This is a genomic window from Alkalibacillus silvisoli (assembly GCF_039521975.1).
Taxonomy (GTDB): Bacteria; Bacillota; Bacilli; order Bacillales; family Alkalibacillaceae; genus Alkalibacillus; species Alkalibacillus silvisoli.
The window spans coordinates 204,570-225,800 of sequence record NZ_BAAACZ010000011.1 but is presented as its reverse complement, the minus strand read 5'-3'; the positions used below and the strand labels follow the sequence as shown (position 1 = coordinate 225,800).

The window sequence follows — 21,231 nt, the reverse complement described above, 5'->3', positions numbered from 1 at the left end:
ATTGTCACCAACTAAATTTATAAAAATTCAACTTGAAAAATACTACCTTTAGGTTCTCGGTCTTTAATAAGTAATTCGGCTTCATGATTTTTTAAAATGTCCATTGTGACCATTAACCCTAAACCTGTCCCTTTATCTTTAGTAGTTAAGAAAGGTTGGCCTAATCTTTCTTTTAACGAATCAGGCACCCCTTCTCCTTCATCCATGACCTCGATTGATAATGTCTCGTCATATGTAATTTTAACTGTAATAGTTCCAGCTTCACGCATCGCTTCAATCGCATTTTTGATCAAATTTATAAAAACTTGCTTGATCTGTGACCTGTCACATAAAACCATATGATGATCAAGGTCTGACTCTAATACCACTTCAACATCATCTAGTCTTGCTTGAGACCGCATTAACAAACATACATCTTCTAACATCTCTATAATATTAGCTTCTTCAAATTCATTAGGAGAAGGTTTTGCAATATATAATAGCTCTGAAGAAATGGATTCTATTTTTTCAATTTCATCTTTCATTATTTTTAAGTACGCTTCTTTTCCTTCAATTCCTGTCTCTAGTAATTGTAAAAAACCTTTTAAAGAAGTGATCGGGTTACGTATTTCATGTGCTACACTAGCTGCTAATTGCCCTGCAGTTGATAATTTTTCAGAGCTTACTAACATTTGTTGAGCTTGTTTATGTGCCATAATATCTTGCGTTACGCTAATATAGTAAATTTCCTTCGTCTTATGATCAATGATTTTTCCAGAGTGAGCTTGGCAATCAATATACCTTCCATCATGATGCAATACACGAAATTCATGAGCTTTTTTACTGTTGACATCTAAATCGATTAAACAATCTTGTACAGCTTGACGGTGCTCTGGGTGAATAAAATCTAAAATGGTTTGATTGATCATCTCTTCTTGAGTGTACCCAAATACATCCTTAACTGTTTTGCTAGTGTAAACAATATTAAATGAGTCGTCATAGATTGTTTTGACAGTCATAGAATTTTGGTCAACCCATAAATTAGCCGCTTCTATAATACCTTGGAATTTATCATTGTTTCTAAGTTCATCAACATCTGTAGAAGTTAAAGGTTCTCTCATAGACGGATTAACCCTCCCTAAAAAGGCGAATTTATTACAAAGTATGATGCGAGATAACAAAATATAACAGTTATATTCATTTTAACTAAATTAATTGTAATTGTCTAAAAAATATTAAACAAACATTCTATATTTAGAACAATTATACTAGATTTTTTTACCTATGAAAATAGACCTCACGAAATCTTTAAGTTGCTTGAGTCAATATTAACTTGTATAATAACTTTTGAGGTTTTTCTGGATCATTTGGGGCTGGTTACAACGCTGGTGCATGTCACGGTCTTCAAAACCGCATGGGAGGCGCGTGTCGTCTCCGGTGGGTTCGATTCCCACACAGTCCCGCCAATGTACAACTAAAAGAGAGTGAGAACTTATGTCGACAATTGTTGGTATATTATTAATGATTTGGTCTTTTATTATGTTAGGCTTACTATCTATAGGTGGCTATTTTATGTTTCGTAAATTCCTTAAAAAGCTGCCAAAAGAAGATGGTAAATCAATCATTGACTGGGAAGAATATTATGTAAATGAAACGATTGATTTATGGAGTGAAGAGAAAAAGGCGTTACTTAATGAATTGGTAGAGCCAGTTCCTGAGTTGTTTAGAGACGTTGCTAAACAAAAGATTGGTTCTAAGATTGGTCAATTAGCGTTAGAGCGAAAGGCTAAGACGATCACGTTGGATTTGCTGATTGAAGGTTATATATTAGCCACTCCAAAAAGAGACCATAAATTTTTAATTAAAAGACTGAATGAAAAAGAAATTGGTTTTTCGCAGTATGAGCATTTATTAGAAAGAGAAAAAGAAAGTGGAAGCTAGTGTGAACTAACTTCCACTTTCTTTTTAGTTTAAACGTTCTTTAAGCTTTAAAAATTTCATAAGCATAGCTATTCGCCATGTCACAAGCATCGCGAATGCTAGTAAGTAAAACATCGCACTCGTTTCTCCTACAGAAATGTCTTCGCCTATAATCGACTTCCATACAATCCTAACTAACAAGAGTCCTATTAAAATAAATCCAAGCGCCTTCGATGGTTTTAAATATATTTCATTTTCTTTAACCTCAAAATTCGATGTATAGATTAAAAGAATAGAAAACAGTAAACCAACTATAACAGCCTCTACTACTAGGATCCATTCAATTTGGAAGTATGGAACGAAAAACATTAACGCTCCTGTACTCATAAATAGTGGCGGTAATATAATTTTTTTTACGGATGCAGGTTTCTTTGAAGCACGGAGCCTAACAATAATCATACTTGTAGCCATTAATACTGCCATGACTGTGATAAAACCTGCCACTAATGGATGGTCTAATATTGAAAACATTACGCCTCTGCCTTTTCTTCGTCCTTTTCATCAGATGAATCCGTTGCAATCGTTAATATGATGGTCATAGTAACACCGACAACACCTAAATAAACACCGAGATCAAAAATTAACGCCGTCGCTAATTCTGTTTCTCCTAAGATCGGTAAGTTATAGTATTCAAATGTTTGTGATAAAAATGGAGCTCCGAAAACCATTGACCCAAGACCAGCCAATGTCGCAATACCAAGACCAACTACAAACATCGTAGTAAAGTTAATCGGCAAGATTTTTTCAATTTTTTCATAACCATAAGTAATATACATTAAAATAATGGCTGCTGCTGTCATTAACCCACCAATAAAACCACCACCAGGAGCGTTATGCCCAGCAAAGAATAAGTAAATAGAAAACCCTAATAAAATAAATGCAATTAACTGAGTCATTGTTTTAAGGATTATGTCATTTGTGTGTGCCATATAAAATCCCCTTTTTCTTTGTTTGCTAAATCAATATTATTATATGCTATTATGCTTTTTCGTTCAATGTTTAAAACCCTTGAAAACCAATTAAATTAGCTAAATATGCTGTGATTATTCGAAGCCAGTCAAAGAATAGCGCAATACCTAAGAAGATCAGGATATAACCACCGATTCGGACAATTTTCTGTGAATTACGCTTGATCCAATCCATTTTACCAATGAAAAATGACATGGCAAAGAATGGGACTGAAAATCCTAATGAGTAAGCTGTCATCATAATGACACCTGACTCTGGGTTCGTTGCGGCTAAAGCTAGGACAGCAGCTAATATTGGGCCAGTACAAGGTGTCCAACTCATCGAGAAAGCAGCACCAATAAATAATGTACCTAAATAACCAGCTGGGCGATTTTTAAAAGTCACTTTTCGTTCTTTCATGAGGAATTCAAAGTTTAAAACTCCAACCATAACTAAGCCAAAGAATACGATTAATATTGCACCGAGCTGTCTAATAAGGTCTCTATATGCATAAAGCGTTTCGCCAATATAATAGGTTGAGAAACCTAACATAATAAAGATGGATGAAAACCCGATCAGGAAAAATAAAGTATGTAATAAACTTCTTTTTCTTAACATAGCATTGTCATTTTTCAGCTCTTCTACACTCATTCCTGTTACATATGAAAGAAAAACTGGATACAATGGTAATACACATGGTGAGATAAAAGATAAAAAGCCAGCTCCAAAGGCTAAAAATAGATTAACATCAGCCATTATTACACTCCTAACTATAATCAATGTTTATATTACCATGGTATCAGAAAGTCTGTTAAGTAATAGGTCTTATCATTGACGGTTTTATGAAAAATGAAAAAGGGGCAAGCTTTATAAATAGCTCCCCCCTTCTTGTTTTATTTTTTCTTCTTGTCATTGTCCATTTGTTGAGACATAGACTTCATCATTTGATTGATCTTCTTTTGTGAAGGCTTTTGTCCCATTTGCATCATCATTGTACGTAACATTTGCTCATTAATTGGTGGGTTCTTCTTTAAGTAACTCATCATTGTTTTACGAGCAATGAGGAATCCTAAAAGTAAACCTGCCACCAACGTACCAAAAGCAATTAATACAACCCATAGTATGTCCATTGCTTCTATATCCTCCTATCTCGTTGTCTTTATACAGTATAGTAAAACATTCGAATAATGACAATAGTCTTATATATGATAATTAGCTTTTTTTGCTAAAGGTAGAATCCAACCACATTCCCTTGAGGCAAAGTTTACAACAAAGACATATGGATGGTATTCCTTAATGTACTGGAAAAATAATTCATCAGCATCGATTAATGAATCTGTATATATATCAACGGCAAACCCGTTTTGAACTACTTTCATATTCAATTTTTCACTATCAATCAGAAGCTCTTTATTTTCCACTCTAATATCTAAATCATTTATAAATTTCGGATTAGATAAGTGTTTGTGTATGTCTTCAATATGGAATTCTTCTAAGACAGAATTAACTTGTTTTAACGTCGATGTATCTGTGTTATTACCGTTATGGTATTGCCATAAGAAACGATAAATTACATCAACTTTATAGTAAAAATGAATCGCATAGATTGGTTTGAAAAAATATAAGGAATATTGATACATGTCTTAGCCCTCCCTTTAGGACAAGCGTATCAATATTCCGCAAAAAAGTTTGTCATATTTTAAATACAATCAAGTGAAAACAATGTCAATTCCTGCATTTCTTTGTTATTTCGTATTACTTATTTAACAGAGCCTTAGCTCGTGCAATGACATTGTCTACTGTAAAGCCATATTTTTCGATGACTTCATCACCAGGAGCTGATGCACCAAAAGTATCAATACCTAATACATCACCATCTAAGCCGACATAACGTTCCCAACCAAATGGAGATGCCATTTCAACTGCTAAACGATTTTTGACTGCTGATGGTAATACAGATTCTTTATAGGCATCTGACTGTTGTTCAAAACGGTACCAAGAAGGCATGCTTACAACTTGTGCATCGATTCCTTCTACCTTTAACGCCTCACTTGCCTGGTGAACTAAGTGGACTTCAGAACCTGTTGCTAAGAGAATAAGATCAGGTTGCTTTTTTTCAGCTTGCTTTAATACATAAGCACCTTTTTTAACACCATCATGAGCGATGGAATCAGTGTTAGGTAGTACCGGTAAACCTTGGCGTGTTAACACTAATGCTGTTGGGTGGTCAGTTGCTTGTACAGCTAACTCCCAAGCCGCTTTTGTTTCATTTGCATCAGCTGGTCTGATTAAATCTAGATGTGGCATAGCACGTAAAGAAGGCAATTGCTCAATTGGTTCGTGTGTTGGGCCATCTTCACCTACAGCAACAGAGTCGTGTGTTAAAACATAAGTTACTGGCGTTCCCATTAATGCAGAAAGCCTTAATGCTGGGCGTAAGTAATCACTAAATACGAAGAACGTACCACCGAACACTTTAACTCCACCGTGAAGTGACATACCATTTAAAGCAGAGGCCATGGCAAATTCACGTACTCCAAACCAAACGTTTCTTCCACTGTAATCAGTCGGTTTGAAATCGTCTTCGCCTTTAAGTGTCGTTTTATTTGAACCGGCTAAGTCTGCACTTCCGCCAATTAAGTTTGGGAGATTATGAGCGATTGCATTTAGAACCTCACCAGAAGCAGCGCGTGTTGCTAATGCTTTAGAATGCTCGTCATATGTTGGTAAATCAGCGTTCCATTCAACAGGTAATTCCCCATTGATTGCTTTTTCGAATTCATCTGCTAATTCAGGATTAGCTTCTTTATATTGAGCGAAAAGTTCTTTCCACTTGTTTTCAGTTGCTTCACCACGTTGTTGTACTTTAGTCTTAAAGTCTTCTTTAACTTCTTCTGGAATGAAGAAATCGTCTTCATAATCCCAACCGTAGTGTTCTTTAGCTAATTTAAGCTCATCTTCACCAAGTGGTGCACCATGAGAATCTGCTTTACCTGATTTGTTTGGTGAACCATAACCAATAACTGTTTTAACTTCAATCATCGTTGGCTGTTCAGTATTAGCTTTTGCTTCCTCTAAAGCACGTTCGATTGCTGCAGTATCATTTCCATCTTCAATACGGATGACTTGCCAACCGTATGACTTATAACGATCCTCTATACTTTCAGAAAATGAACGGTTTAAATCACCATCTAATGAAATATCATTAGAGTCATATAATACAATTAGCTTTCCAAGTTTTAAGTGACCTGCTAAAGATGCTGATTCCTGTGATACACCTTCCATCAAGTCACCATCACCACAAATAGAGTAAGTATAATGGTCAACTAGCTGATAGTCATCAGTATTATATTTTGATGCTAAGAAGCGTTCTGCCATAGCCTTACCAGTTGCCATTGCTAAGCCTTGGCCTAATGGTCCAGTTGTCGCCTCTACACCATCTGTATGTCCGAATTCTGGGTGTCCAGGTGTATTAGATCCCCATTGACGGAAGTTTTTAATGTCATCAAGACTAACATTATAGCCAGATAAGTGTAATAAAGCATATAAAAGCATTGATCCATGACCTGCTGAAAGTACAAAGCGATCACGGTTAAACCATGAGGAATTACTAGGGTTATGGTTCATCACTTTAGACCAAAGTGTGTAAGCCATTGGCGCAGCACCCATCGGCATGCCTGGGTGACCAGAGTTAGCTTTTTCTACCGCATCGATTGTAAGTGTTCGAATGGTATTAATAGATAGTTCTTCTGTTGTTTTATTCATTGAATAAATCTCCCTTCAACTTCCACTTGTCATTGTTAATATTTCAGGCTTTAATTAAACTCGTTTCTATTTTAACAAAAACCGACAATGAATATTGATGTTTATTTAATGTTTTTTATTTTTTTCTTGTTCATCTTTAAGTTTTTGTGGTGTTACATCTTCTCCTTCTGGGTCAACAACCTTCATTGAGTGTAGTTGGTTTTTGAATGAGTTACGAAATGAAGCTAAGTATTCTTCTCTTAAATCTTTTTGCTCTTTTTCCTCTTTTTTCGTTAAACTTTTTGTTTTCTTTTTGTTTGCCAGTTCATTAATACGGTCAATTTTGTCTTGCGATAGCATTTTAAAACTCCTTTAAATTCTATACTGTTGGTTTTGTTAAAGCTCGTTGTTGTTATTGTGGGTGCTTTAAGGTTGCCTAGACTCTCTAACAGAAGGAGATAAAAATCTGCCGAGAGAGGGTCAGATCCTTCGTTCATCATAATACAACAACTTAGTACAAATATTTAAATACCCACTATATAAAATACCCTTATACGCTAAGTCCAAACTATATTCTATAATCTATGTAGTAGAAAAACAAGAATCGTGTTTGAAATACGAACGAACGTTTGTTTTTTGTGGCAATTCTTGCTATAATATTTATAAAGGTTATTAATTCCATGAGGTGAGAAGAGTGACAAAATTATCAAAGAGACAAAAAGAAATCTATGAATTCATTATTGGTGAGGTTAAAGCGAAAGGATATCCACCATCAGTTCGGGAAATAGCTGAAGCGGTTGGATTAGCTTCTAGCTCGACTGTTCACGGCCATTTATCTCGTCTTGAGGAAAAAGGCTATATTCGTCGTGATCCTACGAAACCACGTGCGATCGAAATTACGTATGAGGATAATCAAACTGTTCACGAGCGTACTGCTATGTATGCGCCATTAATTGGTAAAGTAACAGCTGGTGAACCGATTACAGCGGTTGAAAATGTTGAGGAATATATACCAGTTCCTAATACATTCTCCGCTATTGAAGAAGATGTTTTTGTCTTATCTATTGAAGGAGATAGTATGGTTGAAGCTGGCATTTTAGACCAAGATTTAGTGATCGTAAGAAAGCAGTCTACTGCTTCAAATGGAGATATTGTAGTCGCTATGACTGATGAAGACGAAGCCACTGTTAAACGCTTCTTTAAAGATGCTAATCAGTATCGTTTAGAACCTGAAAACTCTACAATGGAGCCGATTGTTTTAGACCACGTAACTGTTTTAGGCAAAGTAATCGGTCTATATCGTGATATTCATTAAAAAAAGATTGTTCCTTCTACCTTGAAGGGACAATCTTTTTTCATTCATAATGCCCGCCAATTTTCTTGCCACGGTCGACCGCAATCCCGCCAGGTGTATAGCTACTAGCTCTTAGAATGGCCGTTGAACCGAATCGTTCTCGTATGTGGTCAACAGCGTAGGCGAGTTGCTTTTGTTGTACTCGTTGGTCAAAAAGACTTAACTGAGTTCCTACCTCATCTTCTAAATTCGTTAGTGTGACTGAAGCTTTACGAATATGGCATTTTTCTGTATAAAATTGCTGGAAGAGTTGTAAACACACTTGATACATCTCCCATGTATCATTTGTTGGAGTATCAATAGAAGTTGATCGGCTAAATCCTGTTCCATGTTCACTTGAATACCCAATGGAAAGGTGGATCGTCCTTCCTTCTTTCCCATCTTTCCTTGCTCTTTGGCATGCTTCTTCGCATAAATCTAATAAGCAAGCATTAATCTCACCTTTTGTATAGTCACGTAAAAGTGTAACCCCGTGCCCATAGCCTTTTTGTTCCATTTTTGTGAAGTTTCCAATAACAGGGCTTAAATCAATCCCCCAAGCGTGCCAGTATAATTGTTCTCCTATCACACCGAAACGCTTTTTTAAATAGGGTTTTGAATAACGCGCTAAATCCCCTAAGGTTCTAATACCCATTCGGTTTAAATGGTGTTTCATTCGCGAGCCGATCCCCCATATTTTTTCAACTGGGATTGGCCACAATAAATCACTCACATTTTCATACCGACATTCACTAATGCCATCAGAAGCTTTTTTAGCATGAATATCCATGACAACTTTAGCTAAAAATTTATTATCACCAATCCCAATTACAGATTCAATACCAAATTGTTCGCGAATGCTGGCTTGAACTTTTTTAGCAATTTGCTTTACAGAACCGTATAAACGCTCTAAGCCATCGATAGTTAACCACAATTCATCAACCGAATAAATATGAATCGCTTCCTTTGGTACAAAGCGCATCATTAGCTTGGTGATCTCAAGTGAAATGGATAAGTAGTTTCCCATATGTGCACTTGCAATAATTAAATTCGCATCATTTGGAAGCTCAAAGTAACGGCTGACATTACTAATACCATGCTTTCTTTTTAAAGCAGGAGAAGCTGCTAATACAATACTTCCGCTACGATTTGGATCTCCAACGACAGCGAGTAATGCAGTGTGTGGATCGAGCCCTCTTTTCATACATTCAACACTCGCATAAAACGAACGCATGTCAATACAGAGAACATCGTGTCTTGGGTAAGGAGTGTAGTCCATTTAATTCACTCCTTTTATAATGTTATTTGTTTAATATGTTTTAATTTGATCCATTCACGCTCATCATCATGATCGGTTTGTAAACGAATAGATTGCTGCTCATGACTCCAATACATTACGTTCCCCGTTACTTCTTTATATTGTCTGTTTTTAAAGTAATTAATTTTAACTGTTAATTGTTCTTCGTAGGCTTGAGATAAATAAAAAAGGTGTTCTTCTAATTGTTGTTCATCAAGTGTTGGCGGTTGTTCACGTTCACTTTCTTGCCAGATATGTTGTAGAGCTTCGACGTGTTCAGGGAGCATAAGTGATGCCCATTTAACACTTCCGCGATCATGATGCATTTATTAAGCCTCCATTTCAAAGTGATTTTGTTGAACAGGATAAATCGCTAAAATATTTTCTTTTTTAAATGACCTTACCTTCTTTTTCAGGTAACAAAAGCCGAGCATTCGGTCATCGTAGATCTTCACAATACGTACGGTGCGCTGCGTCATATTGTTTTTCGAATCTATATAAACCATCTCAAGTTTACATCTGTTACTTAACGACTTTTGCAACATGTGGTTCATATCAATCAGCCCTTCCATTTAAAAAGAACATTTGTTCGTATTATACCACAAAAAGAAGAAAAATAACAAGGTTGTTTAAAATGGTTAAATAAACCAAAAAAATACCCTAAGCCAAATCTTTGACTATAGGATAGAGTTCCATTATTTCGTTAGACCTTTAGAACAAATGATCACATATTTTTATATTCTATTGTTAATTAATATTCATAAACAGCAATAAAAGCATCAAACCCATCAGCTTTAAGCTCATCTACACGATTCTTAGCATTCTCTCTAGTTTGGAATGAACCAACAATCACACGGTAAAAAGTTTGATCATTATGAGTGAATATGCCTATAAAGCCATCGTAACCATATTCACTTAAACTATCTAGTAAGTTTTCAGCATTCCTTCTTGAAGTAAACGAACCTGCAATAACACGGTAATATACACCATTTCCACCGTCTTTTCTATCTAAATGAAAAGCTTCCGCTAATCCTTCAGCGTGTCCTCTTGCAATACGATTCAAATAATCATCTGATTTTAACTTTTCAGCATCAGCTGCATTGTCGATAAATCCATTTTCAGTTAATGATGCTGACGTGTTCGATTCTCTTAAAACATGGAAGTTTGCTGATTTCTTACCTCGGTCAAACCAGTCTACATGAATCATAATAGTATCGTGTAGGATATTACGTAAACTTGGTGTATCAGGTAAGGTTGAACCATTGTAAATAAACGACTCAAAACCTGTACCTCCACCTGCATTAACGTGAATGGATAAGAAATAATCAGCTCCCCAATTATTTGCTTCATTTGTTCTAGCAGATAACGACTTTGTGACATCTGTTGTTCTTGACATCATAATTTCATGACCTTCATACTCATTGTTTAAAATATCTCTTGTTTTTAAAGCGATATCTAGTGTTAAATCTTTCTCCATTAACCCATTACCAACTGCTCCAGAGTCGTTACCACCATGACCTGCATCGATATAAATCCTAGTCATCATGAACCTCTCCATTTCCTATTATTTTTCTACAATATTAGCTAATGCAAAAACTAGAATAATTGTTTTGGCGTTTGAACTAGCATAATCTTTTTTCAATATTTGTCCTCTTGCCAGATGTTTATGAATATTAATCAACCTCCCTCGATTAAATGAATGCTTAGCCTCATTGCAAGCCGCTTCTTTTACTATAAACCTATTAATAATCAAAGGAGGAAAATATGAGTAATATTGCCCCTCCCTAAATTGGACTGAAGAAGTTCTGCTACGTTATCACGAAGCATCACCAATGCTCACATCATACTTAATCGCCATTTCTTTGATGATAGATAAATAGATTTCAGTTAAACTCTTGTCCGATTGAATAACGTCCATTTTGTTAGCTTTTTGTACTTTGCTCTTTGAAGCTCCTTCATAAGTCATGTTCCGCTTCAAATTTTTAACCGAATGTTCAAGTCACATCTACCAGGTGACTCTAATGCTTTATAGCTTTCATTACGTATATCTTTAAAGTCCTTACCAGTTGTTTCTAACGTGATCTTCTTAATGATTTTATTAACTTCTTGTCGCCAGTCTTTAGGATTAAGCTTCATGATGTATGTAATGCTGTCAACTTTTTGATTAGTCGTCTCTAATTCATTTGATAAGCCAATGATTTAACCATGCGATCCATGATATGAGGTTATCAATTCCGTTAAAAGATCCTGTTTTTCTTATAGATGGAACCACATCTTCTGCAATCCAATCTGTAAACTTTGCCGCTTCTTCTTTACGAGAAGTGAATACTAATTTGTAAAGACCAGCTTCATTGATCACATTCATTTCTTGCATTCCACCAGGGGTGCTCATAGTATGAAGACCCTTTTGTTTGTCGCTTAACCTTTCCAATGATCGATTTACTTTTGTTAACCCCAGTATGTTGCAAACATCTTTGGCAACGAACCAAGGTTCACTGTCCTTCTCAATAATCCTTAACTGGTCCCCTTTAAACATTTTTTCTGTTAATTGTTCCATTGTTTTTTTATCCTCCTTTATAGGAATTTCCTCTTTCCTGTCGAATTGCATAATTAGGAAGGAAGTGACATATCTAATCAAGCTTTACTTTAAAGGCGATAAAGAGCGTATTGATAGGCGAAAAATTCAATCAACGCTTACTTTAATGAACTCCTCCCTTTATAAGATACTAAAGATGCTACATGATCAAGACGACATTTATTCTTTAGCGTTAAACCATGATTATCGAATCTGTCAACTGAAGTTAGATAACACTTATAAGCCATTCTCTAAAAAACGAAAACACCGAGCTCACAGTGGGGGTAAAAGCCTAAACGCTACAGATATAACAACAGAATTATCAGGGTTCGATGAGGATCATTTATGTTTTAACAGCTCTTTTGTTTTTACTGGAACTTTAGAATCTATGGTTAGAAGAGGTGCGATGCAAAAAGTTGTTGATCATGGAGGAAGTTGTGAAAACAACGTAACAAAAACACGAATTATCTTGTTATAGGGGTCCAGGATTACTCAAGGTTTAAAGGGGGTAAAAAGAGCAGCAAAATGAAAAAAGCAGAGAAATATTCTACAGAGGGATTGGACATAGAGATTGTTACAGAAGATGATTTTATGAAAATACTAAAATAGGAGGAGTTGTCATGGAACTTATTTTTATCCTGCTGTTATTTGCCTTTTCTATCTTTTGTTTTGTCAAAGCATTTACTCTCATAAAGAAGAGGTTAAAAGAAGCAGAGAATCAAAAGAGAAACTCATACAAAGGAACAAAAGCCCCTGAAATGTCTATTAGATTCGAAACTACACGCCATCAACCTAAAAGACATAGAGCTAATGAAAAACCAGAGCATTTAAAATACACCAAAGCGAGGAAGCTATCGGAAGATTACACAGTACTAGACTTTGAAACATCTGGCTTTAAAGCAAAAGAGGCAAAAGTCATCCAAGTTGCGGCGGTCAAATACCGTAATCATGAAATAACCGACCGATACACCACGAACGTCAACCCACAAAAGAAATTATCACCACGGATTAAAAAGATAACAGGTTTAACTGACGACGATGTAAAAGACGCCCCGTTAATAGAAGAAGTGTTGCCTGAATTAGTTTCATTCATTGGTAATGATACAGTCATAGCCCATAATGCACCTTTCGATATGAAATTTTTACTTCACAACATGAACTTACATAACATGGACTATAAACGTTTTCGTGTCATTTGCACTTTATCATTAGCACGGAAAAATATCCTCGATTCTGAAAACCATAAACTAGAAACATTAAAAAGTTATCTCGACTTAAATCACTACGACTCTCACAATGCTCTTGATGATTGCTATGTGACAGGAGCGCTGTACAAGCACTGTTACGAGAAATCTTTAGTAACAAATTAAGGAGGTTTGATTAATGGCTATAAACTACCGAAAACACAATGGTAAATGGGAGTATCGGATAAGGTATCACGACCCTATTACGAAAAAATTAAAATGTGTCTCTACCCCAACAAATATTGTAGAGCCATTAATTTTGAGAGGTTATCAATAAATCACAAAACCCCTTAAACCATTGAGGTTCAAGGGGTTAAACATTTTAATAAGAGCTTAAATACTGCTCGCGCTCCCACGGGTGTACTTGCGTTCTGAACATGTCCCATTCGATTTCTTTTGCTTCTAGGAAGTGTTCTAATAAGTGTTCACCTAATGCTTCTTTAATCACGTCATCTTTTTTAAGGTGTTGTAATGCATCATATAAAGTTGCTGGTAAGTCTTGGACGCCATTTGCTTCACGTTCTTCTTTGTCCATGACATAAATATTACGATCAACTGGTTCTGGAGCGGTTAATTCATTCTCAATTCCATCTAGTCCAGCAGCAAGCATGACAGACATTGCCATGTATGGGTTAGCTGCTGGGTCAACACTGCGCACCTCAATACGTGTACTTAATCCTCTTGAAGAAGGGACACGTACTAATGGGCTACGGTTTTGACCAGACCAAGCGACATAACAAGGCGCTTCATAACCAGGAACTAAACGTTTATATGAGTTAACAGTTGGGTTTGTTACGGCTGTGAAATTCACAGCATGCTTAATAATACCAGCTGTAAACTGATGTGCTACTTCACTTAATTGTTCATCGGCTTTTTCATCAAAGAATGCATTAACACCATTTGAGAATAATGACATATTAGCGTGCATTCCAGAACCGTTTACGCCGAATAATGGCTTTGGCATGAACGTTGCGTGTAAGCCGTGTTTACGGGCAATCGTTTTTACGACAAGTTTGAAAGTTTGAATATCATCACAATGCTTAATGGCATCAGAATATTTAAAGTCAATCTCATGCTGACCAGGTGCTACTTCGTGGTGAGATGCTTCGATTTCAAAGCCCATTTCCTCTAATTCTAATACAATGTCGCGGCGGCAATTCTCACCTAGGTCTGTTGGAGCTAGGTCAAAATAGCCACCTTTATCATTGAGCTCCATAGTTGGTTCGCCACGCTCATCTAACTTGAATAAGAAAAACTCAGGTTCTGTTCCGATGTTAAAGTCAGTAAAGCCTAACTTCTCCATTCGCTCTAAGTTACGCTTCAAGTTATAACGAGGGCACCCTTCAAATGGTGTTCCATCTGGATTGTAAATATCACAAATAAAACGGGCTACTTTACCTTTTTCTGAAGTCCATGGAAACACTACAAATGACTCTAGGTCTGGGTGTAATAACATATCAGATTCTTCAATACGAACGAACCCTTCAATTGAAGAACCATCAAACATCATTTGGTTATCTAATGCTTTATTGAGCTGGCTAAGTGGGATTTCAACGTTTTTGATTGTTCCTAAAAGATCGGTAAACTGTAGTCGGATGAATCTAACATTTTCTTCCTCAATACGTTTGTAAATTTCTTCTTTAGTGAACTTTGGCAAAATAATTCCTCCTAAAAATTTATGATCATTAATGGTAGAACCTTGAAAGCTCTCCTTTAACGATAGATGAGCTGTTTAAGTAACCTGATTCCATCAGTTCGCGTCGAAGCATTTTGTGAAGTTGTTTTTCTGATAAGTCTTCTTTTACTTCTTGAGCTTCTTCTTTATGTGATACCTTCTCTTGTTGTTCAGTTTTGACTTTTAATACTTGTTTGATGCCGGCTAAGTTAACGCCTTGATCGATTAATTCCTTGATCTCTAATAAACGATCAACATCATAAAAGGAAAATAACCGCCGATTTCCTTTTGATCGGACAGGCATAACGAGATCTTTCTCCTCATAGTAACGAACTTGGCGAGCAGTTAACTCAGTTAATTCTGTTACAACGCTAATCGGAAATAAGGGTAAGGCTTTACGATCGCGATTTGTCATAACCAACACCTCCTAATATGTCATTAATTATATGGTATGTAACGTTAGCTGTCAACTGATGTAAGGAAAGTTAACATAAAATAAAAAGCTGAGACAAAACTAAGCATTAATACATAAAACCCGAACGAAATTATAATTTCGTTCGGGTTTTATTTTCTAATCATCGCTCCATCAAAATGCTTCGCTTTCCTCAGGCGGCGGGTGAGACCCCTTGCCTTTGCACCCGCAGGAGCCTACACATTTTGATTCCGCTAAGTAACTGGTTAACTAAGGTAAAATACTAAACGTTCGGGTTTTCACCACATCAATCCTTTTGCCCCAACCTCTAAGCTTATTAAACTAATTTTTCTAATTTTAATGACGCCAAGGCCTCTACAATCGCAATTTTGACATGCTCATAAGTTAGGCCACCTTGAACATATAACGTATAAGGCTCTCTGATTGGTCCATCAGCCGTTAATTCTAAGCTTGCCCCTTGAACAAATGTACCTGCTGCCATAATCACATCATGATCGTAACCTGGCATATAACTCGGCTCTGGCGTTACATAAGCGTTAACAGGTGATTGTTGTTGGATGATTTGAGCAAACCGGACCATCTCCTCTTTTGTAGAAAAAGTAATCGATTGAATTAAATCTGTTCGCTCCTCACGAGGTGAAGGTGTTGTCTGAAAACCAAGTTTACATAATAATGTTGCGGTAAAGTAAGAGCCTTTTAATGCTTCTCCCACTGTATGAGGAGCTAAAAATAAGCCTTGAAACATTTCTTGTAAGCTATTTAATGTTGCACCGGTTTCCTTGCCTAATCCAGGTGCTGTTAAACGATTGGCGCATTTTTCTATTAGATCTTTCTTCCCAACGATGTAGCCACCAGTTCTGACAATACCAGCACCAGGATTCTTAATTAAAGAACCAGCCATAACATCACAACCAACATCAGTAGGCTCTAATGACTCAACAAATTCACCATAGCAATTATCAACAAAAACCGTTACATCAGGTTTGATTGATTTAACGAATTCAATCATTTCTTTAATTTCATTAACGGTAAAAGAAGGGCGATTAGCATATCCTTTAGATCGTTGGATTGCAATAACTTTAGTGCTTTCATTTATCTTATTTTCAATTTCTTGATATTGAATATGACCTTCATCATTCAAATCAGCCTCATCATAAGAAACACCAAAGTCAACCAATGAGCCATCAACATGTTCTTTAAAGCCAATCACACTTTCCAATGTATCATAGGGTGTTCCTGTAATACTCAATAGCTGATCGTTAGGTCTTAGTAAACCAAACAAGGCTGTTGAGATTGCATGCGTACCTGATACAATTTGTGGTCTGACTAAAGCGTCTTCTGTATTAAAAACATCAGCATATAAAGCTTCAAGCTTTTCGCGACCTAGATCATCGTAACCATAACCAGTAGTCGGACTAAAGTGAACATCGCTTATTTGTTGATTTTGAAAGGATTTTAACACTTTATTTTGATTAATCATCACTAAGTCCAGAATTTGTTTAAAGCGTGTTTCTAATTCTTTTTCTGTCTCATGAATCATGTTTAGTTGTTGTTGCTCCATGTTGTTCCCTCACCTTTTAGTTAATCTTAAGTAGAATGGGGAGTGTTCTGATACATACCCCTTTACTAAATACAGCTCTTCTTCTTCAATAAATTGTTCTTCTACTAAGATCGTATCTTGTTTTAATTGGTTAATAAGTTTTCCCTCATCACTTGATAATCTAATATCATAAGGTTCCCATTCTGACTTTAGTGATTGTTCTATAGAATCTTGTAGGCGTGTATAATCTAATTCTCTTAAAGCGCTCATAAAAATATGTGGTGTTGAATAAGGAATAACTTCATCAGTTAATAAATCAGATTTGTTATAAACGGTTAAAGTCGGAATGTCTACAGCACCAAGTTCATCCAGGATTTTATATACTGTTTTCTCTTGTTCAACAGATTGCTCATTTAATGCATCAACAACATGCAAAATAAAATCCGCTTCTACAACCTCTTCTAAAGTTGAACGGAATGCAGCAATCAATGTTGTCGGTAGTTCTTGAATAAATCCAACCGTGTCTGAAATTAAAGGTTGAAATCCACTAGGTAGCGTAATTTTACGTGTCATAGGATCCAATGTTGCAAACAGCTTATCCTCAGCTAATGATTGTGTATTACTCAAATAGTTAAAGATTGTCGATTTTCCAGCATTGGTATAACCTACAATTGAAATTTGAAAAGCTGCATTCTTTTTCCGACGTTCACGATATTGATTACGCTGTTTGACAACTTGGTCTAATGAACGTTTTATCTCAGTAATGCGTCGTCTAATGTGGCGTTGGTCTGTTTCAAGTTTCGTTTCACCAGGACCACGAGTACCAATTCCACCACCAAGCCTTGAAAGGGCCAGACCTTGTCCGTGTAATCTTGGTAATAAATATTGCAATTGTGCTAATTCTACTTGTAACTTACCTTCTTTCGTACTTGCGCGCATCGCAAAGATATCGAGAATGAGCTGGGTTCGATCTAATACTTTAACATCCCAGTGTTCTTCTAAGTTTCGCGCTTGAGATGGTGATAATTCATGATTCATAATCGCTACACTTATATCATGATGATCAATATATTCTTTAATTTCTTCTACTTTACCTTTCCCGATATAAAGTGAAGAATGGACTTTATCCCGCTTTTGAACAAATATCTCATTCACATCTACATCTACAGTTAAAGCAAGTGATTGTAATTCTTCAATTGAAGATTCAAATGTAAAATCGTCTTGCCCACCTTGATGGCATCCGACTAATATAGCTTGTTCTTTCATGAAGTCGCTCCTTTATAAATTTGTAAATTAATGGTGATATGTAGTGTTATTGTTGACTAAAAATTTAATGAAGTCAACTTAAAGGAATGAACAAATTAAATAAGCCTATCACCTCTTATTGTGATAGGCTTAAATAATTATAATAAGTGACTATGAATCCAAATCAATATTTTTGACAGGTGCAAAAGTTGAAATCGCATGCTTAAAGATCAATTGCTGGCGACCTTCTGTTTCAATTAAGATCGTAAAATTATCAAAAGACTTGATAATCCCTCTTAATTGGAACCCATTAGTAAGAAACACAGTTAATTGAACTTTCTCTTTTCTTAATTTGTTTAAATAGGCATCTTGTACATTTGCTGAATTCGCCATACAAATCCTCCTCTATCTATCTAATACTATAACTATTCGTTTGTATTTTCTAAAAATCCTGCTAAATCTGAGAAAATTGTTTCAAAAGTTTCAAAATAATCATCAGGGTCAATCATGTACCAATGAACACCTTGGAATTTATTGCGATAATAGGTTAATTGCCTTTTCGCGAATTTCCTAGTGTTTTGCTTGATTTGTTCCACTGCCTGATCAAAAGATAGCTCGTTATTTAAGTATGGAATCCATTCCTTATAACCAATCCCTTGCATTGCTTGTGATGATGCACCGTAAGTTAGATAAAGCTTATTTACTTCATCTAACAAACCTTCTTCCAACATTTGGTCAACTCGCTTATTAATACGATCATAAAGCACATCGCGTTTCATATCAAGAGCTATGATAAATGGAGAGTAAGGAGATTCACTTGATTGACTTGCTTCATATTCAGACATTGGCGTTTTAGTTCGTTCATAAACTTCTAAAGCTCTAACGACCCTTCTAATATTATTAGGGTGGATCTTGTTTGCTTGCTTAGGGTCGACTTGTTGAAGCTTGCTATAATAAGATTCTACACCATTTACTTCAATATCTTCTATAGCTTTTTTTACAAAGTCATCATCGCGTTTGGCACTTGAAAAGTTAAAATTATATATAGCTGACTGAATATAAAACCCTGTACCTCCAACTAGTACAGGTAGGTTTCCTCTACTTGTGATTCTCTCTACTTGTTGAGCTAGATCTTCTTTAAATCTAGCAGCTGAATAACGATCAAGCGGTGATAAAAGGTCGATTAAATGATGTGGTACACCTTCAGCTTCTTCTTCTGTAACTTTTGCTGAACCTATGTCAAAGTGTTCATAGACCTGCATAGAATCACCGTTAATTACTTCACCACTAAACCGTTTACTAATCTCTATACCTAGTTTGGTTTTCCCGACTGCTGTAGGACCAACAACACTCACTAAGGTTGGTTTCAAGACCATCTCCTCGCTTTACATAATTCGTTTAAACATTTTTTGTAATTCGTATTCACTAAAATGGACAACAATGGGTCTTCCATGTGGGCACGTAAATGGGTCATGGCACGTTCTTAATTCATCAATTAAATATGACATCTCTTGATGGTTTAAATAATGATTTGCTTTAATTGAACGTTTACATGACATTAGGATTGCCGCTTCTTCACGGATTTTTTCAAGATCAATTATTTTACCATTTATTAATTCTTCTACCATATCTCTTATGATCGATTCTTCTTCACCATTCGGAAACCAACTCGGATAAGATCGAACTAAAAAGCTATTATCACCAAAATGTTCTAAAAATAAACCTACTTTTTCAAATTGTTCCTGGTTCTCTTCAATCGTAATCACTTCTTGTTGAGTAAATTCAAAAGTGAGTGGGATTGATAATTCTTGCACTTCTTTAATTGGGTTTCCAAGTTTCTTTTTGTATAACTCGTATTTAATACGCTCTTGCGCCGCATGTTGATCGATCATATATAACCCTTTTTCGTTTTGAGCTAAAATATATGTCCCATGTAATTGGCCAATCGGACTTAGAAAAGGCATTCTCTCTTCTGATGTTGGTTCACTTACTTTCTCTTCATTTATTTCAGGTTCATACTCTATACTTTCTAAGTCACTGGTATTGATGGGTGTTTCTTGATGAATTGCCCCCTCCTCTTTCACTTCTTCTCGCACAACTGAAGCCGTTTCTTTAAAAACAGGTTTAGTTACTGATTTTGAATGAGCCGGTATGAATTCATTTTCTTTTTTAGTTGCTGATGTAAAATCAAGTTTTGTTTGTTCAGATTTTGGCTTATCTTTCTTCGTACCAGATGGAATCAATCTTTCGTGGTGCAGGACTTCATAGACGGCTTGTTTAATGACATCAAATAATTCTTTTTCCTTACTAAATCTGACTTCTGTTTTAGCTGGGTGCACGTTTACATCAACTAAATATGGATCCATTTCGATCTGTAGGGCGATAATCGGATAACGTCCGATCGGTAAAAATGTGTGGTATCCATCTAAAATTGCTTTATTAATCATATAGTTTTTGACAAAGCGACCATTCACAATTAAAGAGATATAATTGCGGTTTGACCGTGTTATTTCAGGTTTTCCGATATAGCCTTTAACCTTGTAATCTAGAGAGCTTGTATTGACCTCTAACATATTTTTAGCGATATGATTTCCATAAATTTGTTGGACTGCATGTAGAAGTTGACCATCACCAGGTGTGAAAAAGATCTTTTTCTTATTATGTTCACATTCAAAGCGAATATCAGGATGTGATAGAGCCATACGATTGATCACATCAGTTAAATGACCAAGCTCTGTATGAACAGTCTTTAAATATTTTAATCTTGCAGGTGTATTGAAAAATAAGTTCTCAACCACTATTTCCGTACCCTTACGCTTTGTATGCTTGTTATGCTCAACTAGCGAACCACCATGAATTATAATTTCTGCACCAGCACTCTCACCTGTAGAAGTTCTTAATGTTAGTTGGCTTACAGAGGCGATACTGGCTAACGCTTCTCCTCTAAAACCTAATGAATGGACACGAAATAAATCTTGTTCATTAGAAATCTTACTCGTTGCATGACGGCCGAAAGCTTTTGGGGCATCTTCGTTGTTGATTCCGTCTCCATTATCAATGACTTTAATTGAACGAAGACCTGCTTCTTTAAGTTCAACTTTAATCCATGTACTATTAGCATCAATACTATTTTCTATTAACTCTTTTATAACAGATGCAGGCCTTTCGACTACTTCTCCTGCAGCAATTTTATTTGATAAGGATTCTGGTAATTCAATAATCTTCCCCATAAGCGTCC

General features: G+C 35.9%; 26 protein-coding genes and 1 tRNA gene. 5 read left to right on the top strand and 22 right to left on the bottom strand.

Annotated elements, in window-relative coordinates; translation table 11 throughout:
• Window positions 1–17: 17 nt before the first annotated feature.
• Window positions 18–1,100, bottom strand: a complete 1,083-nt coding sequence (locus ABDZ63_RS08535) for an ATP-binding protein (RefSeq protein WP_343783115.1) — start codon at window positions 1,098–1,100, stop codon at window positions 18–20.
• A 248-nt stretch (window positions 1,101–1,348) separates the two neighbouring features.
• On the opposite strand from ABDZ63_RS08535, the gene ABDZ63_RS08530 reads away from it, so the two are divergent.
• Together ABDZ63_RS08530 and ABDZ63_RS08525 are read left to right on the top strand one after the other, a co-directional pair.
• Window positions 1,349–1,445 (top strand) — tRNA-Sec (locus ABDZ63_RS08530).
• A 55-nt stretch (window positions 1,446–1,500) separates the two neighbouring features.
• A complete protein-coding gene (locus ABDZ63_RS08525; protein WP_343783195.1) occupies window positions 1,501–1,920 on the top strand; it encodes a DUF2621 family protein in 420 nt (139 codons plus the stop codon).
• Between the two features lie 24 nt (window positions 1,921–1,944).
• Here ABDZ63_RS08525 and ABDZ63_RS08520 read toward each other — a convergent pair whose 3' ends face one another.
• From ABDZ63_RS08520 to ABDZ63_RS08490, 7 genes are all read right to left on the bottom strand, one after another.
• Window positions 1,945–2,430: a CcdC family protein gene (locus ABDZ63_RS08520; RefSeq protein ID WP_343783113.1), complete on the bottom strand. Its 486-nt coding sequence runs from the start codon at window positions 2,428–2,430 to the stop codon at window positions 1,945–1,947.
• A complete protein-coding gene (locus ABDZ63_RS08515) occupies window positions 2,430–2,888 on the bottom strand; it encodes a Na(+)/H(+) antiporter subunit B (RefSeq protein WP_343783111.1) in 459 nt (152 codons plus the stop codon). Before ABDZ63_RS08515 ends, ABDZ63_RS08520 begins: the two co-directional genes overlap by 1 nt.
• Before the next feature lie 70 nt (window positions 2,889–2,958).
• Complete coding sequence (locus tag ABDZ63_RS08510; RefSeq protein WP_343783109.1) at window positions 2,959–3,663, bottom strand: cytochrome c biogenesis CcdA family protein; 705 nt, start codon at window positions 3,661–3,663, stop codon at window positions 2,959–2,961.
• 137 nt (window positions 3,664–3,800) lie between these two features.
• Window positions 3,801–4,037, bottom strand: a complete 237-nt coding sequence (locus ABDZ63_RS08505) for a YneF family protein (protein WP_343783107.1) — start codon at window positions 4,035–4,037, stop codon at window positions 3,801–3,803.
• A 69-nt stretch (window positions 4,038–4,106) separates the two neighbouring features.
• Complete coding sequence (gene sirA, locus ABDZ63_RS08500; protein ID WP_343783105.1) at window positions 4,107–4,547, bottom strand: sporulation inhibitor of replication protein SirA; 441 nt, start codon at window positions 4,545–4,547, stop codon at window positions 4,107–4,109.
• Window positions 4,548–4,662: 115 nt separating this feature from the next.
• On the bottom strand, window positions 4,663–6,672 hold the full coding sequence (gene tkt, locus ABDZ63_RS08495) for a transketolase (RefSeq protein ID WP_343783103.1): 2,010 nt from the start codon (window positions 6,670–6,672) through the stop codon (window positions 4,663–4,665).
• Window positions 6,673–6,777: 105 nt separating this feature from the next.
• Window positions 6,778–7,011 (bottom strand): DUF896 domain-containing protein, encoded by a 234-nt coding sequence (locus ABDZ63_RS08490; protein ID WP_343783101.1) that lies wholly within the window; start codon window positions 7,009–7,011, stop codon window positions 6,778–6,780.
• Between the two features lie 334 nt (window positions 7,012–7,345).
• Here ABDZ63_RS08490 and lexA point away from each other — a divergent pair, with 334 nt between their 5' ends.
• On the top strand, window positions 7,346–7,966 hold the full coding sequence (gene lexA / locus ABDZ63_RS08485) for a transcriptional repressor LexA (protein WP_343783099.1): 621 nt from the start codon (window positions 7,346–7,348) through the stop codon (window positions 7,964–7,966).
• A 40-nt stretch (window positions 7,967–8,006) separates the two neighbouring features.
• Here the strand turns inward: lexA and ABDZ63_RS08480 are convergent, their stop codons facing one another.
• The 7 genes from ABDZ63_RS08480 to ABDZ63_RS08450 form a co-directional block, all read right to left on the bottom strand.
• Window positions 8,007–9,263 carry a DNA polymerase IV gene (locus tag ABDZ63_RS08480; protein ID WP_343783097.1) on the bottom strand — a complete coding sequence of 419 codons (1,257 nt, stop codon included), beginning with the start codon at window positions 9,261–9,263 and terminating at the stop codon, window positions 8,007–8,009.
• Window positions 9,264–9,277: 14 nt separating this feature from the next.
• Window positions 9,278–9,607, bottom strand: coding sequence for a YolD-like family protein (locus ABDZ63_RS08475; RefSeq protein ID WP_343783095.1), 330 nt, complete (start codon window positions 9,605–9,607; stop codon window positions 9,278–9,280).
• A 3-nt stretch (window positions 9,608–9,610) separates the two neighbouring features.
• Window positions 9,611–9,853, bottom strand: coding sequence for a hypothetical protein (locus ABDZ63_RS08470; protein ID WP_343783093.1), 243 nt, complete (start codon window positions 9,851–9,853; stop codon window positions 9,611–9,613).
• A 179-nt stretch (window positions 9,854–10,032) separates the two neighbouring features.
• The gene (locus ABDZ63_RS08465) at window positions 10,033–10,824 is read right to left on the bottom strand and encodes an N-acetylmuramoyl-L-alanine amidase (protein WP_343783091.1); all 792 of its coding nucleotides are present in this window, start codon (window positions 10,822–10,824) and stop codon (window positions 10,033–10,035) included.
• Window positions 10,825–11,097: 273 nt separating this feature from the next.
• Window positions 11,098–11,247, bottom strand: a complete 150-nt coding sequence (locus tag ABDZ63_RS08460) for a hypothetical protein (protein WP_343783089.1) — start codon at window positions 11,245–11,247, stop codon at window positions 11,098–11,100.
• Between the two features lie 8 nt (window positions 11,248–11,255).
• Window positions 11,256–11,417: a hypothetical protein gene (locus tag ABDZ63_RS08455; RefSeq protein WP_343783087.1), complete on the bottom strand. Its 162-nt coding sequence runs from the start codon at window positions 11,415–11,417 to the stop codon at window positions 11,256–11,258.
• Between the two features lie 43 nt (window positions 11,418–11,460).
• Complete coding sequence (locus ABDZ63_RS08450; protein ID WP_343783085.1) at window positions 11,461–11,838, bottom strand: BRO-N domain-containing protein; 378 nt, start codon at window positions 11,836–11,838, stop codon at window positions 11,461–11,463.
• A 175-nt stretch (window positions 11,839–12,013) separates the two neighbouring features.
• Between ABDZ63_RS08450 and ABDZ63_RS08445 the strand changes: the two genes are divergently transcribed.
• Both ABDZ63_RS08445 and ABDZ63_RS08440 read left to right on the top strand, forming a co-directional pair.
• On the top strand, window positions 12,014–12,334 hold the full coding sequence (locus ABDZ63_RS08445; protein WP_343783197.1) for a hypothetical protein: 321 nt from the start codon (window positions 12,014–12,016) through the stop codon (window positions 12,332–12,334).
• A gap of 142 nt (window positions 12,335–12,476) precedes the next feature.
• A complete protein-coding gene (locus ABDZ63_RS08440) occupies window positions 12,477–13,226 on the top strand; it encodes a 3'-5' exonuclease (protein WP_343783083.1) in 750 nt (249 codons plus the stop codon).
• 196 nt (window positions 13,227–13,422) lie between these two features.
• On the opposite strand, the gene glnA is transcribed toward ABDZ63_RS08440, so the two are convergent.
• The 7 genes from glnA to mutL form a co-directional block, all read right to left on the bottom strand.
• Entirely contained in the window at window positions 13,423–14,757 is a 1,335-nt protein-coding gene (gene glnA, locus ABDZ63_RS08435; protein ID WP_425541962.1) for a type I glutamate--ammonia ligase, read from the bottom strand.
• A gap of 28 nt (window positions 14,758–14,785) precedes the next feature.
• Window positions 14,786–15,190, bottom strand: a complete 405-nt coding sequence (locus tag ABDZ63_RS08430) for a MerR family transcriptional regulator (protein ID WP_343783081.1) — start codon at window positions 15,188–15,190, stop codon at window positions 14,786–14,788.
• A 334-nt stretch (window positions 15,191–15,524) separates the two neighbouring features.
• A complete protein-coding gene (locus tag ABDZ63_RS08425; RefSeq protein ID WP_343783079.1) occupies window positions 15,525–16,769 on the bottom strand; it encodes a methionine gamma-lyase family protein in 1,245 nt (414 codons plus the stop codon).
• 9 nt (window positions 16,770–16,778) lie between these two features.
• Window positions 16,779–18,014, bottom strand: coding sequence for a GTPase HflX (gene hflX, locus ABDZ63_RS08420; protein WP_343783077.1), 1,236 nt, complete (start codon window positions 18,012–18,014; stop codon window positions 16,779–16,781).
• Window positions 18,015–18,164: 150 nt separating this feature from the next.
• Window positions 18,165–18,386, bottom strand: a complete 222-nt coding sequence (gene hfq, locus ABDZ63_RS08415; RefSeq protein ID WP_343783075.1) for an RNA chaperone Hfq — start codon at window positions 18,384–18,386, stop codon at window positions 18,165–18,167.
• A 32-nt stretch (window positions 18,387–18,418) separates the two neighbouring features.
• A complete protein-coding gene (gene miaA / locus ABDZ63_RS08410) occupies window positions 18,419–19,363 on the bottom strand; it encodes a tRNA (adenosine(37)-N6)-dimethylallyltransferase MiaA (RefSeq protein WP_343783073.1) in 945 nt (314 codons plus the stop codon).
• Window positions 19,364–19,378: 15 nt separating this feature from the next.
• Window positions 19,379–21,223, bottom strand: a complete 1,845-nt coding sequence (gene mutL, locus ABDZ63_RS08405) for a DNA mismatch repair endonuclease MutL (RefSeq protein WP_343783071.1) — start codon at window positions 21,221–21,223, stop codon at window positions 19,379–19,381.
• Window positions 21,224–21,231: the final 8 nt, after the last annotated feature.

Bases quoted from the DNA above. Each gene is read 5' to 3' on its own strand.
- ABDZ63_RS08490 (WP_343783101.1), bottom strand. From the start codon at position 7,011: ATGCTATCGCAAGACAAAATTGACCGTATTAATGAACTGGCAAACAAA.
- ABDZ63_RS08425 (WP_343783079.1), bottom strand. From the start codon at position 16,769: ATGGAGCAACAACAACTAAACATGATTCATGAGACAGAAAAAGAATTA.
- ABDZ63_RS08475 (WP_343783095.1), bottom strand. From the start codon at position 9,607: ATGCATCATGATCGCGGAAGTGTTAAATGGGCATCACTTATGCTCCCT.
- mutL (WP_343783071.1), bottom strand. From the start codon at position 21,223: ATGGGGAAGATTATTGAATTACCAGAATCCTTATCAAATAAAATTGCT.
- ABDZ63_RS08480 (WP_343783097.1), bottom strand. From the start codon at position 9,263: ATGGACTACACTCCTTACCCAAGACACGATGTTCTCTGTATTGACATG.
- ABDZ63_RS08470 (WP_343783093.1), bottom strand. From the start codon at position 9,853: ATGGAAGGGCTGATTGATATGAACCACATGTTGCAAAAGTCGTTAAGT.
- ABDZ63_RS08445 (WP_343783197.1), top strand. From the start codon at position 12,014: ATGCTACATGATCAAGACGACATTTATTCTTTAGCGTTAAACCATGAT.
- ABDZ63_RS08440 (WP_343783083.1), top strand. From the start codon at position 12,477: ATGGAACTTATTTTTATCCTGCTGTTATTTGCCTTTTCTATCTTTTGT.
- ABDZ63_RS08455 (WP_343783087.1), bottom strand. From the start codon at position 11,417: ATGAAGCTTAATCCTAAAGACTGGCGACAAGAAGTTAATAAAATCATT.
- ABDZ63_RS08520 (WP_343783113.1), bottom strand. From the start codon at position 2,430: ATGTTTTCAATATTAGACCATCCATTAGTGGCAGGTTTTATCACAGTC.
- sirA (WP_343783105.1), bottom strand. From the start codon at position 4,547: ATGTATCAATATTCCTTATATTTTTTCAAACCAATCTATGCGATTCAT.
- ABDZ63_RS08515 (WP_343783111.1), bottom strand. From the start codon at position 2,888: ATGGCACACACAAATGACATAATCCTTAAAACAATGACTCAGTTAATT.
- ABDZ63_RS08430 (WP_343783081.1), bottom strand. From the start codon at position 15,190: ATGACAAATCGCGATCGTAAAGCCTTACCCTTATTTCCGATTAGCGTT.
- ABDZ63_RS08535 (WP_343783115.1), bottom strand. From the start codon at position 1,100: ATGAGAGAACCTTTAACTTCTACAGATGTTGATGAACTTAGAAACAAT.
- ABDZ63_RS08525 (WP_343783195.1), top strand. From the start codon at position 1,501: ATGATTTGGTCTTTTATTATGTTAGGCTTACTATCTATAGGTGGCTAT.
- hflX (WP_343783077.1), bottom strand. From the start codon at position 18,014: ATGAAAGAACAAGCTATATTAGTCGGATGCCATCAAGGTGGGCAAGAC.
- ABDZ63_RS08505 (WP_343783107.1), bottom strand. From the start codon at position 4,037: ATGGACATACTATGGGTTGTATTAATTGCTTTTGGTACGTTGGTGGCA.
- hfq (WP_343783075.1), bottom strand. From the start codon at position 18,386: ATGGCGAATTCAGCAAATGTACAAGATGCCTATTTAAACAAATTAAGA.
- ABDZ63_RS08465 (WP_343783091.1), bottom strand. From the start codon at position 10,824: ATGACTAGGATTTATATCGATGCAGGTCATGGTGGTAACGACTCTGGA.
- ABDZ63_RS08510 (WP_343783109.1), bottom strand. From the start codon at position 3,663: ATGGCTGATGTTAATCTATTTTTAGCCTTTGGAGCTGGCTTTTTATCT.
- tkt (WP_343783103.1), bottom strand. From the start codon at position 6,672: ATGAATAAAACAACAGAAGAACTATCTATTAATACCATTCGAACACTT.
- ABDZ63_RS08450 (WP_343783085.1), bottom strand. From the start codon at position 11,838: ATGGAACAATTAACAGAAAAAATGTTTAAAGGGGACCAGTTAAGGATT.
- ABDZ63_RS08460 (WP_343783089.1), bottom strand. From the start codon at position 11,247: ATGACTTATGAAGGAGCTTCAAAGAGCAAAGTACAAAAAGCTAACAAA.